11 protein-coding genes are annotated in these 13,786 nt (G+C 68.8%); 6 read left to right on the top strand and 5 right to left on the bottom strand.

Going from position 1 to position 13,786, the window contains the following annotated elements:
* The first annotated feature begins 16 nt into the window (after positions 1-16).
* On the top strand, positions 17-1,405 hold the full coding sequence (locus QMK34_RS38135; protein WP_326419647.1) for an amidase: 1,389 nt from the start codon (positions 17-19) through the stop codon (positions 1,403-1,405).
* Here QMK34_RS38135 and QMK34_RS38130 read toward each other — a convergent pair.
* From QMK34_RS38130 to QMK34_RS38115, 4 genes are read right to left on the bottom strand one after another with little or no spacing between them, the layout of a single operon-like run.
* Positions 1,392-2,051 (bottom strand): DUF4276 family protein, encoded by a 660-nt coding sequence (locus QMK34_RS38130; RefSeq protein ID WP_326419645.1) that lies wholly within the window; start codon positions 2,049-2,051, stop codon positions 1,392-1,394. The genes QMK34_RS38135 and QMK34_RS38130 overlap by 14 nt on opposite strands.
* Positions 2,044-3,150 (bottom strand): AAA family ATPase, encoded by a 1,107-nt coding sequence (locus QMK34_RS38125; RefSeq protein WP_326419644.1) that lies wholly within the window; start codon positions 3,148-3,150, stop codon positions 2,044-2,046. The genes QMK34_RS38130 and QMK34_RS38125 overlap by 8 nt, the downstream gene beginning before the upstream one ends.
* Before the next feature lie 23 nt (positions 3,151-3,173).
* Positions 3,174-4,037 carry an HpcH/HpaI aldolase/citrate lyase family protein gene (locus QMK34_RS38120; protein WP_326419643.1) on the bottom strand — a complete coding sequence of 288 codons (864 nt, stop codon included), beginning with the start codon at positions 4,035-4,037 and terminating at the stop codon, positions 3,174-3,176.
* Positions 4,034-5,101, bottom strand: coding sequence for an HpcH/HpaI aldolase/citrate lyase family protein (locus tag QMK34_RS38115; protein ID WP_326419642.1), 1,068 nt, complete (start codon positions 5,099-5,101; stop codon positions 4,034-4,036). The genes QMK34_RS38120 and QMK34_RS38115 overlap by 4 nt, the downstream gene beginning before the upstream one ends.
* A 114-nt stretch (positions 5,102-5,215) precedes the next feature.
* On the opposite strand from QMK34_RS38115, the gene QMK34_RS38110 reads away from it, so the two are divergent.
* The 4 genes from QMK34_RS38110 (at position 5,216) to QMK34_RS38095 (ending at position 11,423) form a co-directional block, all read left to right on the top strand.
* The gene (locus QMK34_RS38110; RefSeq protein WP_326419641.1) at positions 5,216-7,456 is read left to right on the top strand and encodes a serine/threonine-protein kinase; all 2,241 of its coding nucleotides are present in this window, start codon (positions 5,216-5,218) and stop codon (positions 7,454-7,456) included.
* Positions 7,447-9,729 carry a serine/threonine-protein kinase gene (locus QMK34_RS38105; protein ID WP_326419640.1) on the top strand — a complete coding sequence of 761 codons (2,283 nt, stop codon included), beginning with the start codon at positions 7,447-7,449 and terminating at the stop codon, positions 9,727-9,729. The genes QMK34_RS38110 and QMK34_RS38105 overlap by 10 nt, the downstream gene beginning before the upstream one ends.
* 304 nt (positions 9,730-10,033) lie before the next feature.
* Positions 10,034-10,726 (top strand): hypothetical protein, encoded by a 693-nt coding sequence (locus QMK34_RS38100; RefSeq protein ID WP_326419639.1) that lies wholly within the window; start codon positions 10,034-10,036, stop codon positions 10,724-10,726.
* Between the two features lie 52 nt (positions 10,727-10,778).
* Positions 10,779-11,423, top strand: a complete 645-nt coding sequence (locus tag QMK34_RS38095; protein ID WP_326419638.1) for an SDR family oxidoreductase — start codon at positions 10,779-10,781, stop codon at positions 11,421-11,423.
* Between the two features lie 115 nt (positions 11,424-11,538).
* Here QMK34_RS38095 and QMK34_RS38090 read toward each other — a convergent pair whose 3' ends face one another.
* Positions 11,539-12,846 (bottom strand): D-arabinono-1,4-lactone oxidase, encoded by a 1,308-nt coding sequence (locus tag QMK34_RS38090; RefSeq protein WP_326419637.1) that lies wholly within the window; start codon positions 12,844-12,846, stop codon positions 11,539-11,541.
* Positions 12,847-12,936: 90 nt separating this feature from the next.
* On the opposite strand from QMK34_RS38090, the gene QMK34_RS38085 reads away from it, so the two are divergent.
* Positions 12,937-13,786: alanine racemase (locus QMK34_RS38085; protein WP_326419635.1), on the top strand; the 850-nt coding region annotated here is incomplete at its 3' end.

The raw sequence follows: 13,786 nt of genomic DNA, 5'->3' as shown, positions 1-13,786 counted from the left end.
TTCTGGAGGAGATGACATGACCGAGTTGCCTGATCTGACCGCCGTCGAGCTCGTCACGCGGTACCGCGAGCGCAAGTTGTCACCCGTCGAGGTGACCGAGGCCGTGTTGGCGCGTATCGAGAAGCGCGAGCCCGAGCTCCACGCGCTCTACGCGTACGACCCGGCGAGCGCGCGCGAAGAGGCGAAGGCGTCCGAAGCGCGTTGGCACGAGGGCGAGCCGCTCGGGCCGATCGACGGCGTCCCGTTGACGCTCAAGGAGAACATCGCCACGCGGGGCACCCCCGTGCCGCTGGGGACCGCGGCCACCGAGCTCGTCCCGGCGCCTCTCGACGCCCCGCCCGCCGCGCGCGTCCGCGAGTCCGGCGGCGTGCTGCTCGCGAAGACGACCATGCCGGACTACGGGATGCTCACCTCGGGGCTGTCCAGCTTCCACACCGCGTCGCGCAACCCCTGGGACACTTCACGTACGCCCGGCGGGTCGAGCGCGGGTGCCGCCGCGGCGGGCGCCGCCGGGTACGGCCCGCTGCACGTCGGTTCCGACATCGGCGGCTCGATCCGGCTGCCCGCCGGGTGGTGCGGGCTGGTCGGGCTCAAGCCGAGTTTCGGGCGGGTGCCGGTCGATCCGCCGTTTTTCGGGCGCGTGGCCGGGCCGCTGACCAGGACCGTTGCCGACACCGCGCTGCTGATGAGCGTGCTGTCCACTCCGGACAGTCGCGACCACCTGAGCCTCCCGCCCGCGGATCTCGACTGGGGTTCTCTCGAGACCGGCGTCCGGGGGCTCCGGATCGGGCTGCACCTCGACGCCGGGGTCGGACTGGCTGTCGAGCCGGACATTCTCGCCGCGGTAACCGAGGCGGCTCGGCTTTTCGAAGCCGCGGGTGCGGTGGTGGAGCCGGTGGAGCCGTTCCTGCGGCGCGAAATGCTCGACGGCCTCGACACGTTCTGGCGGGTGCGGGCCTGGTCCGAAATGGCGCCACTGCCCGAGGAACGCCGCGCGAAGATACTGCCGTACATCGCCGACTGGGCCGCTCGCGGCGCGGACGTCGACGGCGTCACCACTTACCGTGGGTTCGGACAGATCGACGTCATGTCGGTGGCGACCCTGCGCGCGACCGAGCGTTTCGACTTCGTGCTGTCACCGGTTTGCCCGGTGTCCGCGCCTCCGGCCGAGTCGGCCTCGCCGACCAACGACCCGAGCCTGCCGTTCGAGCACATCGCGTTCACCGTGCCGTACAACATGTCCGGCCAGCCCGCGGTCTCGGTGAACTGCGGCTACACGCGGGAAGGGCAGCCGGTGGGGCTGCAGATCGCCGGGCGGCGGTTTGACGACGTCGGCGTGCTTGGCGCCGCTGCGGTCTTCGAGCAACTTCGCCCGGCTCAGCGCGCGTGGCCTACCGGGAGCTGAGTTCGTCCAGCCAGGCGGCGAAGTGGGGACACTGCTTCTTGAGCGCCTTGATGCCAAGGTCGTTGATGGCCAGGGGGCCGTCGACGGTCTTCAAGTAGTCCCCGCAATAGGACGTGAGTCGTTTGGACGGCGCGGTCTTCGGTCCGTTGTTGACGAGTTCGGCGCCGCCCGCCGCCAAGCAGTCGGCTTTCAAACGATTCGCCAGCTCCGGCTCGCCTCGCAACTCGGCCAGCTGATCGGCCGCCGCGAAGACCCAGGTCTCCAGCTCGTGCAAAACGAGGTGGGGCAGGAAACGCCGATCGCCCACGGTGGCCGCTAGCGCCTGCTCGACGTGAGCCACCTGGTCGTGCGCCGAGCCCGCAGGCCGCGTGGGCATCCCAGGAGCATCTTCCGGGAATCCGTAGTAGTCGAACAAGGTCGTGAGGACGTGGAGATTCTTGCCGCCCAGCAGTTCCTTGACGTCGCGATGGATCTTCGCCCATGAGGAAACACCTCCGCGATGCGCTCCTGTCGACCGCTGAGTGCGGATCATCGACCAAGTGACCAGCCAGCCCTCGGCTTGGAAGTGATCAAGCATGGTTTCGCGGACGACAGTCGCTTCGGTCTGGCCCTCGACGAGAAGGTGCAGACGTCTTCGTTCAGTCATCAAGAACGCTGCCGGTCGACCCCGGTTGTCCACCGATGAGGTTCTTCTCCCAGAGCTCACCCAGGGAATATTCGTCCAGCCAGTTCTTGAGTCGCTCGGGATCGGGCCTGGTGAACACCGATGCCCCGGCCGCTCGTTCGACGATGACCAGGTCTTCGACTTCGAACTGGTTCATCAAGGTCACGGACTGCGTGGCGATCAGCACTTGGCTCCGTGCCGAAGCCTGCCGCAGCATGTCCGCCAGTTGGACGATGGCGAACGGGTGGAGTCCGAGTTCAGGCTCGTCCAACACGACCAAGGTGGGCAACGCGGGTTGTAGCAGCAAGGTCGCCAGGCAAACGAACCGCAGAGTTCCGTCAGAAAGCTGGTTAGCGGAGAACACCGCGTCGCCGTTCTTCTCCAACCAGCGCAGCTGGACGTGGTCGGTTCCGCTGGCCGGATGCAGGACGAAGTCACGGAAGAAAGGCGCTACCAGCTTGATCGCGCCGACGATTCGGCGATAGGCGGCTCGATCCGCCCTGCTCCTGCTTGTCTGGAGACCAAGAAGAACCGCGGCGAGGTTCCCCGCATCAGCTCGGAGCGAGATGTTGTCCGCCACGGAGACCTGCCGCTTCGGTGGCGCGTTGAGACTCGTGTCGTGGAAGTGGAAGACCTTGCAGCCGTTGAGGAGTTCCGTGATTCGAACGGCTGCTTCATGGCTGTTCAGTTTCGTTTCTTGGTGACCACGCCCCAGTACTTCACGGCGTGAGCCGCCTTCGGTGGAGATGAACGAGACAGCCTCGAGTTCGAAAATGAGCTCATTGCCGGCGGCCGGTACCAGTGTCGCTTCGTAAGTATGGGGATACGCGTCCAGCTCGAGATGGATCCGAGGCCATCCGCTGGTGTTGTTGAGTAGAGCGGATGAGCCACCGTTGAGTCCGACGAAGAAGTTGAGCTCTCCACCCACGATCCGGCTGAGCATGCCCACAGCCTGGATGAAGTTGCTTTTGCCTGCGCCGTTCGCGCCGATGAGAACGTTCATCGCGCCGAGTTCCAGGCGCGTCGATCGGATCGAGGTGAATCCCTCGACCTCAATCGATGTCAGCCGCTGATCAGCCACGCGCTCACTCTACGGCCGAACAGTCACCCGGCCACCGCGGCGGCCAGCGCGAGGACCCGGCGGGCGTTGTCGACGTGCAGGTTCTCGATCATCCGGCCGTCCACCGTCACCACACCGCGGCCTTCGGCCTGAGCCTCTTCGAACGCCTTGATGATCCGTTCCGACCGCTCGATCTCCGCCGCCGAAGGCGCGAAAATCCGGTTACAGGGCTCCAGCTGGCTCGGGTGGATGAGCGTCTTCCCGTCGAAGCCGAACTGCCGTCCCTGCAGGCACTCGGCCTCGAAACCTGCCAAATCCTTCACGTCGTTGTAGACGCCGTCGAGGATGACCTTCCCGGCCGCCCGCGCGCCCAGCAACGCCAGCCCGAGCCCGCCGAGCAGCGGCGCGCGGCCAGGGACGAACTCGGCGTGCAGCTCCTTGGCCAGGTCGTTCGTGCCCAGGACCAGGACCGTCAGACGCTCGGACGCCGCCGCGATCTCCTCGGCGTGCAGCATCGCGACGGGCGTTTCGAGCATCGCCCAGATCTTCGTGTGCTCCGGCGCGCCGCCGAGCTCCAGGCCGCGCTCGATGTTGTGCACCTCGGCCGCCGAGTTCACCTTCGGGACGACCACCGCGGCCGGGCCCGCCTGGGCGGCGGCGCGAAGGTCCGCCTCGTGCCACTCCGTGTCGAGGCCGTTGACGCGAATGGTCACTTCGCGCTTCCCGTACTCGCCAGACAACACAGCGGCACAGACACGCTCGCGGGCGGCTTCCTTCGCGTCGGGCGCGACGGCGTCCTCCAGGTCGAGGATCAGCGCGTCGGCGTCGAGGGTCTTGGCCTTCTCCAGCGCGCGCTCGTTCGCGCCCGGCATGTAGAGCACGGAACGTCGGGGCTTGAGCTCGGTCACTGGTTCTCCTTGGTGGCGGCGTCATAGGCGGCGGCGAGCTCGGGGTCGTCCTTCGCCAGCTCGGTGGCCAGCTCGGACACGACCCGGCACTGCTTCACCGACGCGTCGTCCTGCATCTTTCCGTCGATCATCACCGCGCCGGTGCCGTCACCCATCGAGGCGATCACCTTGCGCGCCCACGCGACGTCCTCCGGCGACGGCGAGAAGACCTTCTTCGCGATGTCGATCTGCACCGGGTGCAGGCTCCACGCGCCGACGCAGCCCAGCAGGAACGCGTTGCGGAACTGGTCCTCGCACGCCACGACGTCGCGGATGTCGCCGAACGGACCGTAGAACGGCAGGATCCCGTTCGCGGCGCACGCGTCGACCATCCGCGCGACCGTGTAGTGCCACAGGTCCTGCTGATACGTCGTGCGGCCCTCGTTCAGGTCCTCGCCGACCGGGTCCGTGCGCACCAGGTAGCCGGGGTGACCGCCACCCACTCGGGTGGTCTTCATCCGTCGGCTCGCGGCCAGGTCGGCCGGGCCGAGCGAGATGCCCTGCATGCGGGGGCTCGCGCCGGCGATCTCCTCGACGTTGGCCACCCCGCTCGCGGTCTCCAGGATCGCGTGCACGAGCAGCGGCTTCGCCAGTCCGGCGCGGGCCTCCAGCTGCGCGAGCAGGCGGTCGACGTAGTGGATGTCCTGCGCGCCTTCGACCTTCGGCACCATGATCACGTCGAGCTTGTCGCCGATCTCGGTGACCAGCGTGACCAGGTCGTCGAGCACCCACGGCGAGTCGAGGCTGTTCACCCTGGTCCACAGCTGGGTCCGGCCGAAGTCCGTCGCCTTGGCGATCGCCACCAGCCCGTCGCGCGCGGCCTCCTTGCGGTCGGCGCGCACCGCGTCTTCGAGGTTGCCGAGCAGAATGTCGACCTTTTTGGCCAGGTCAGGGACCTTTGCCGCCATCTTCTCGTTGCTCGGGTCGAAGAAGTGGATCATTCGTGACGGCGGCACGGGAATCTCGTGCAGGGGTGCCGGCGCCCCAAGGGCGAGGGGGCTGAAGAAGTCCTTCGGCGAGCGCATACTTCCTCCACGGCGAGGGTTGGGTACCGGTCAGTAACCCTAAACCCGCGACCGGGGGAACCGCTGCGGTGAACGTCACCTCCAAGGGGTGGGGATCGATTCGGGAGGCGTTACGTGGACGACTGGGCACTACCGGGTTTCACTGAGCTCGGTCAGCTCGGCGAGGGCACCTTCGGTCGGGTGGTGCTGGCCCGGCACGACGGATCCGGGCAGGTCGTCGCCATCAAGTACCTGTTCGCGCGCTTCGCGGGCGACCCGGCGCGGCTCGCCGAGTTCCGCCGGGAAGCGCAGGTGCTGAGCCAGGTCCCCAGCCCGTACATCGCCCGGTTGTACGACTTCGCCGAGACGCCGCAGGGCGCCGCGATCGTGCTCGAAGCCGTCCACGGCGTGTCACTCCAACAGGTGCTGGCCACCGACGCCGTGCTCGAGCCGGAAGCCGCTTTGGTCGTGCTCAAGGGCTCGCTGCTGGGTCTCGCCAGCGCGCACGCGGCGGGCATCGTGCATCGCGACTACAAGCCGGGCAACGTCCTCGTCTCGGACACCGGGCAGAGCAAGCTGGTCGACTTCGGCACGGCGGTGCTGTCCGGCGAGGTCGGCGCGGTGATCGGCACGCCGTCGTACATGGCGCCCGAGCAGTGGGCCGGTGGCGCCGCCACACCCGCGACCGACGTCTACGCCGCGACCTGCGTGTTCTTCCAGTGCGTCGCCGGGCATCGGCCCTATCAGGCGGACAAGACGGAGATCCTGCGGACGCTCCACGAGCACGCGCCGATCCCGTTCGGCGAGGTTCCGCCGCCCATCCGGGCGCTCATCGCGCGTGGCATGGCGAAGGACGTCCAGCAGCGGCCCGCGGGCGCGGGCGAGTTCGTCGCGGAACTCGAACAGGTCGCCCGAGCGGGTTACGGCGAGGACTGGGAGCGCCGGGGTTGGTCACGTCTCGCGAAGGCCAGCGGACTCCTTCTGGCGTTGACGCCGCTGGCGATGTTCGCCAGTGCCGGGACCGCCGCCGCGCCCGTCGCCGCGGCGGGGGCGGCCGCGACTGCCGGCGGCACCGGCGGTGGGGTCGTGCTCGGGGTGAAGGTCGCGATCGGGGTCGCGGTGGCCGCGGCTGTCACGACGACGGTGGTGGTCGTCAGCCAGTCGCCGGGGGACACCCCGCCGCCGGTCGCGCTGACCTCGTTCAAGGTGGACGTCCAGACCCGCACCGGCGCCCGCGACGGGTTCGACTACAACGGGCAATTCGTGCAGATCAGCGGCCTGAAGGACACCGCGGCCCAGCAGCGGATCAACACCGCGCTCGCGGAACCCCTCGACCACTGGCTGGAAGGCTACATCTGGCCGGACAGCCACTCCCGCGGCCCCGACCCGGACGGCGACATCCCGCACGTCAGCCTCAAGGCCCAGGTCGTGCGCCAGGACGACAAGATCCTTTCCGTCGTCTACACCCGCGAAGTCGACTCGACCCAGTTCAATTCCCACACCGGGTTCGGCCGTCACGCGGCCGTCATCGACGTCCAGGCGGGCCGGGTACTCGAGGGCGAGGACATTTTCGACGAGGCTGGCAAGTCGGAGGCCGGGATGGCGGCACTCGAGGGCCGGATTCTCGCCGAGGCGACCGGCGGTTGCCTGGCCGAGACGGCCAAGACGAAAAAGCGGTTCGGCGAGGGCACACTGAACAGTCACCGGATGTTCGGCGGTGAAGACGCCCTGCAGATCGCCCCCGCCGAGAAGGGGATGAACTTCTACGTCCTCGGCTTCGGGTACGGCTTCGCGGAATCCTGCGGCGACATCACGGTGACGGTGCCCTACGACAAGATCGGTGACCTGGTCCGCTCCGACATCGCACCGCTGCTGGGCGTGGTGGCGGCGCGGAAACCGATCGCCGACCGGGAAACCGACTTCGGCGCGTTCACGGTCAGCGCGCCGCCGGACTGGCAGCGCTACACCGGGGGCGATCTCGACAGCTACCTGCTCACGAAGCCGGGCTGCACGCCCTCGCCCACCGAGGTCATGGAGGGGAACTGCCCGGGGTTCACCGTCAAGGACAACTCGCGGGCGCTGCCCGATGAGCCCCAGTACGTGCCGGGCAAGCCGTACAGCCGGACGGGTGGCCCTCGCTCGTGTGCGGCGGCTGGGAAACCGGGCCAGGTGGAGATCGCGTCTGTGCTCGTCAAGAAGGAGCTCCGGCCGATCGGCTCGAAGAAGGCCGCGTACGAAGAATGGCGGATCACCTGTAACGACGGCGCAGCCATCGTCCAGCGGGTGTGGTTCCTGCCGAAAACCCAGCTCGTGATCGTCGACGAATGGAACACTCCGGGCCTGGACAAGATTTTGGAAGGCGCGAAGTGGCACTGAACGACGAGTGGGCGCTACCGGGGGTCACCGAGCTGGGGCAGCTCGGCGAGGGGACCTTCGGCCGGGTGGTGCTGGCCAGGCACGACGTGTCCGGCCAGATCGTGGCGATCAAGTACCTGTTCTCCCGGTTCGTCGAGGACCCGGTCAGGCTGGCCGAATTCAGGAACGAGGCGCTGGCGCTGAGCCGCGTCGTCAGCCCGTACGTCGCGCGGCTCTACGAGTTCGTCGAGACGCCGCAGGGCGCCGCGATCGTGCTCGAGGCCATCAACGGCGTTTCCCTGCAGGCCATCCTGACGGCCGAGGGCGCGTTGTCGCCGGAGTCGGCGTTGGCCGTGCTCAAGGGATCACTCCTCGGCCTCGCCGCGGCGCACGCCGTCAACACGGTGCACCGGGACTACAAGCCGGGCAACGTCCTCGTCTCAGATACCGGCCAGAGCAAACTGGTCGACTTCGGCACCGCGGTGCTGGCGGGCGAGGTCGGAGCCGTGATCGGCACGCCGTCGTACATGGCGCCAGAGCAGTGGAACGGCGGCCCGGCCACGCCCGCGACGGATGTCTACGCCGCGACCTGCGTGTTCTTCCAGTGTGTCGCCGGACATCGGCCGTACCAGGCCGATCAGACGGAGGTCCTGCGGACGCTCCACGAGTACGCGCCGATCCCGTTCGGCGAGGCCCCGGACGAGCTGCACGAGATCGTGGCACTGGGGATGGCGAAGGACCCGGCGCAGCGCCCACCGGGTGCGCTCGCCTTCCTGGAGGCACTCGAACGGGTCGCCCGTGCGGGTTACGGCGAGGACTGGGAACGCCGGGGCTGGTCGCGACTCGAGAAGGCGGCGGGCGTGCTGGCCGCGTTGACCCCGCTGGCGTTGCTGGCCGCGGGCACAGCTGCCGCGCCGGTGGCCGTGGGCGCCGCCGCCACCGGCACGGCCGCGACCGTCGGCGGCACCGGGGGCGGGGTGGTGCTGGGCGTGAAGGTGGCGATCGCGGTCGCGGTGGCCGCCGCCGTGACGACGACGCTGGTGGTCGTCAACTCCCACGACGAGCCCGCGAAGCCACCCGTGGTGGCGCAGGTCGTCGACCTGAAGGTGGACATCCAGACCCGCACCGGGACAGTGCCGGGCACGTCCGTCGGCTACACCGCGCAGTACGTGCACCTCTCCGGCGCGGGCAACGCCGCGGTGGAGAAGGCGCTCAACGACGCACTGGCGGCACCGGTCGACGAATGGGTGACCACGACCGGAAAATCGACACTGGAGTTCCCGCCCGAACGAGGGCCGTACCGGCCCACGAGCAAGGCCTCCGTGCGGCTTCGCAACGACCGGTACCTCTCCGTCCTCTACGAACACGGGCTCGACGGCGCGCCGCACCAGAGCTGGAACAACGGGCGGTCCGGCGTCACCGTCGACCTCACCAGCGGCAAGGCGCTGGCGCCCGCCGACCTGCTCAAGCCGTCGACGTTCACCGACGCGGGGATGGCCGCGCTGAACGACGCGATCTGGGCCGACGACCGCCACGCCTGCGGGGACGGCCGTTTCCTGCCGGTCAAGGCCGAGAACATCCAGCCGGTGAAGCTCTTGGAGAACGGGGTGACGATCACGCTCACCCCGTCGGCGGCCGAGTTCACCATCACGCTGAGCCGGCTCGGGTATGAAGAGGCCTGCGGGATGAAGACGCTGACCGTGCCGTACGGCCGGCTGGGCGCGCTCATGAATCCCGACGTGCTCAAGGCGGTGACCGGCGCGCCGCCCACCACGGGGGCGGCGCCGAGCGACGTCACCCCGCCGGGACCCCGCCGGGACATCAAGGTGGGCAAGCTGACCCTGCACGCGCCGGCGTCCTGGGTGGAGCGACCGCAGGGTTTGGAGCGGGTGATCGTCGACGGTTCGTGCGCGGATCCCGCCAAGTACTACAACTGCAAGTACTTCCTGATCACCGACAACACCCAGGCCTCCGCCGAGCAGCCGCGCTACGAGCCGGGCAAGCCGTACCGGCGCAGCGCTGGCGGCCGCGCGTGCAACGCGGCCGGTCGCAAGGACCTGCGCCAGGACGGCGACGCCGTCAAGACCGGCGGCGGGCCGATGGCGCTGGGCTACCTCGGCGGGGTCTACGAGGAGTGGACGATCCAGTGCGTCCCGGCCGGGCAGCAGGGCGGGACCGGGCCGGTCCAGGTGAAACAGCGGGTCTGGTACTCCGAGATCGATCAGCTGGTGTTCGTGGACGAGTGGGGCATGCCCGGTCTCGACGAGGTGATCAGCACCGCCACCAGGGACTGACCACGGGTTATCACCGTTCGTCGCGTCCAAAATGGAGGAACATCGGACTACGCCGAACGGCGTAACACTTTGCTCTCTTTGGTGGATAAGCGGTTCGGAGAGTCCGTAGCCGACCGAGGACGCGCAGTAACGCCACTCACCTCGCTCTCACTCGGTTGGCAGCACGGTCGGGCTGAAGTCAGGTGACCGGTCGCCGACCGGTCACCGACCGCTGAGCGCCGCTGATCGCCGCCACTCTCTTCACCTGGCGCTGCCGCGCTCCCGCACTGGTAGTCAAGTCATGTGCCGCTTTCACCGGGCACTGATGTTGTTGTGCAGGGTTGAAGGAGGCGGACTCGTGGCGGCTACACCCACACCCCAGAACACTGAGAGCTCGACAGTCGACGGTGGCGCGAAGCGCAGCCGGTCGCTGCCGAGCCGGGTGGTGCCGCCGATCGAGCTTCCGGCGAGCGTCGACGAGCTGGCTGGCAAGGCCGCGGCCCTCTTGGGCTGGCGCGGCGAGGTCCTGCCGGAGGTGACCATGCTGGGCCGGAAGGTCTGCGTGGTCGCCAAGCTCAGGACCGACGTGCACGCCGAGCGGATCGCGATGGGCATCGGCCCGGTGACCGATCGCGCCACCGTCGACACCTGGACCTGGCCGGAGCTGGCCTCGTCAGCACCCGCCCCGGCCGCCGAGATCATCGGCGTCCTCGCGGTCGGCAGGCACTGGCGCACCGCGATGGCATCCGCGGTCCCGTTCGCGCGTTACGGCGAGGCCGCGATGGTGCTGCCCTCGCCCACCGTGCTGACCGAGGACTACGTGGTCAACTGCCTCCCGCGGGCTCGCGCCTATGGCCTCGCCGTGGTCACCGCCGACCCGAACGGCATGATCGACATGGATCTCGAGGGCCGCACCGAGCGGATCCTGCTTGGCGAGGACCCCGTCTCCCGCTGGATCAACGAGCACGTCTACGAGCAGCTGCTCGTCACGCAAGAGGTTGCCGCCGAGGTCGAATGACGGTCCGACCCGCTCCCCGGCGTCACCGGGCGAGCGGGTTTACGCTCGGGACATGGGTAAACGAGTCGTCATCGCAGGTGGACACGGTCAGATAGCACTGAAGCTGGAGAAACTCCTCGCCGCGCGCGGGGATCAGCCGGTCGGGATCGTCCGCAACCCCGGCCACGGCGCTGATCTCATCGCCGCCGGGGCCGAGGCGATCGTGCTCGACCTGGAGAAGTCCGATGTGGACGAAGTAGCCAAGGTGCTGAACGGCGCCGACGCCGCCATCTTCGCGGCGGGCGCCGGGCCCGGCAGCGGCCTCGACCGCAAGGACACAGTGGACAAGGACGCGGCCGTCCTGTTCGCCGAGGCCGCGGGCCGCGCGGGGGTGCGCCGTCACCTCCAGGTCGGTTCGATGGGCGCCGACAACCCGGACGCCTCGACCGACCCGGGTTTCGCCCATTACCTGCGCGCGAAAAAAGCCGCAGAGGATGACCTCCGCGCCCGCGACCTCGACTGGACGATTCTCCGCCCCGGCGCACTGACCAACGACGAAGCCACCGGCAAGGTCCTGATCGCCGAGAAGACCGGCCGCGGCAGCATCCCCCGCCAAGACGTCGCCGCGGTACTGGTCGCCCTGCTCGACACCCCGTCCACGGCCGGGAAAACCCTCGAGGTGATCTCCGGCGACACCGCGATCACCGACGCCCTCTAACTCCGCAACGACCGTTTCATGCGTGCCCCTGAAGGCCACCATGACAGCGTTAGACGCCGTGAAGGCTCCCATCAGGGCATACGGCAAACCTGGGGTGGCGACTGAAGGGGAACGCCTAACCGGCCGGACCCAGCACCCGGTCCAGGTACGTATTGGTGAACAGCCCGCCCGGGTCGACTTCCTTGCGTACGCGCAGGAAGTCGTCGAACCGCGGGTAGTGCTCGCGCAGTTCAGGGGCGCCGAGGTCGTGCATCTTGCCCCAGTGGGGCCGCCCGCCGACCTGGCCGACGATCGCCGCGAACTCCGCGAAGTACTCGCGGTACGGCATCCCGAGGAACTGGTGGATCGCGATGTACGCGGAGTCGCGGCCGTACGCCGTGGACAGCCAGATGTCGTCGGCCGCGGCGATCCGCACCTCGACCGGGAACATCACCGGGTTCTCCAGTTTCGGCACCAGCGCGCGCAGTTCGGCCAGCACCCCTGGCAGCGACTCGCGCGGGATCGCGAACTCCGACTCGACGAACCGTACGCCTCGATGGGTGACGAAGACGCGGTGCGAAAGATCGCTGTACTCCCGCGCCGACAGCACCTGTGAGGCCAGTTTTCCCAAGGGGCGCACCAGTTTCGGCACCGCGCGGCCGATGCGGCAGATGCCGCCGAACGCGAGGTTCTCGGTCACCTCGTAGTCGACGAACTCCTTGAGCCTGCCCAGCGGTTTGCGCTCGGCGTCCGCTGGGAGGCGGTTGTTGCGCTTGACCAGCGCGTTGCTGCCGTAGGGGAACCAGTAGAACTCGAAGTGGTCGTTGGCCGCGGCGAACTCGTCGAAACCTTCGAGGACCTGCTCCAGCGGCTCGGGGCGTTCTTGCGCGGACAGCAGGAACGAAGGTTCACACTGGAGGGTGACCGTGGAGATGACGCCGAGCGCGCCGAGGCCGATCCGGGCCGCCGCGAACAGGTCGGGTCGCTCGTCAGCCGAACAGGTGACGATGGAGCCGTCGGCCAGCACGAGCTCCAGCGCGGCGACCTGGGTGGCGAGGCCGCCGAGCTTCGCGCCGGTGCCATGGGTGCCGGTGGAGATCGCGCCGGAGACCGTCTGCGCGTCGATGTCGCCGAGGTTGGTCATCGCCAGGCCGAGCGTGTCGAGTTCGGCGTTGAGCTGCCGCAGTTTCGTGCCGGACCGGACGGTGACCAGGCGCCGGGGCACGTCCACGGCCGCGATGCCGGTCCAGTGGGTCAGGTCGATCGCGTCCGAGTCGGCGACGGCGATCGCGGTGAAGGAATGTCCGCTGCCCCAGGCGCGCACGCGGTGACCTTCGGCCGCCGCGCCGGTGACGACGTCAGCGATCTCCGCCGTGCTGCGCGGCTGGTGCACCCGCCGTGGCAGGGCCGTCGCGGTGCCGGCCCAGTTGGTCCACCGTGTCATGCGCGCACCTGTTCATCCGGAGGTGTGAGAGCCCAAACAATAAGTGAATAGTATTCGCGTTTCAAGCCCTGGTGTCGTACCTTAGTCCTCGTGACCACTGCGACGGTGTACGACTTGGCGACGAAGGACCTCGATCCTCCGTTCGCGGTAGTCGACCTGGAAGCGTTCGACGCCAACGCCGATGACCTGCTCCGGCGTGCCGCCGGGAAGCCGATCCGCGTCGTGAGCAAGTCCGTGCGCTGCCGTGCGCTGCTTGAGCGCGTGCTCGCGCGTCCTGGCTTCGAGGGGCTTATGTGCTACTCGCTGGCCGAGGCGCTGTGGCACGTCGAGTGCGGCACCACCGACGACATCGTGGTCGCGTATCCGACCGCCGACCACGGCGCGCTGCGTCGCCTGGCCGCGGACGAACGGGCTCGCTCGGCGATCTCGATCATGGTCGATTCGGTCGCGCACCTCGATCTGGTCGACGCGGCGCTCGGCCAGGGTCACCCCGAGATCCGCGTCTGCCTGGAGCTCGACGCTTCGTGGCGGCCGCTGCCCGGCGTGCACGTCGGCACCCGGCGCTCACCGATCTTCACCCCGCGCCAGGCCGCCGATCTGACGCGGATCATCTTGGCGCGCAAGGGTTTCCGGCTCGTCGGCCTGATGGCGTACGAGGGGCAGATCGCCGGGCTCGGCGACACCGACGGCAGCGCGGTGAAGAACGCCGTGGTCGCGTGGATGCAACGCCGGTCGGCCGCGGAACTCGCCCGGCGCCGAGGGGGCGCCGTGCGGGCCGTGCGTGCGCTGGCGGAGCGCGAGTTCGTCACCGGCGGTGGCAGTGGCAGCGTCGAGTCGACCGGGGCCGAGGCCGCCGTCACCGAGATCGCGGCGGGTTCCGGGCTCATCGGCCCGACGTTGTTCGACGGCTACTCGCGCTTTTCGCCGCGCCCGGCGGCCC

This window comes from Amycolatopsis sp. H20-H5 (genome assembly GCF_035828755.1).
Classification (GTDB): Bacteria; Actinomycetota; Actinomycetes; order Mycobacteriales; family Pseudonocardiaceae; genus Amycolatopsis.
This window is presented reverse-complemented; position numbering and strand designations above follow the sequence as displayed.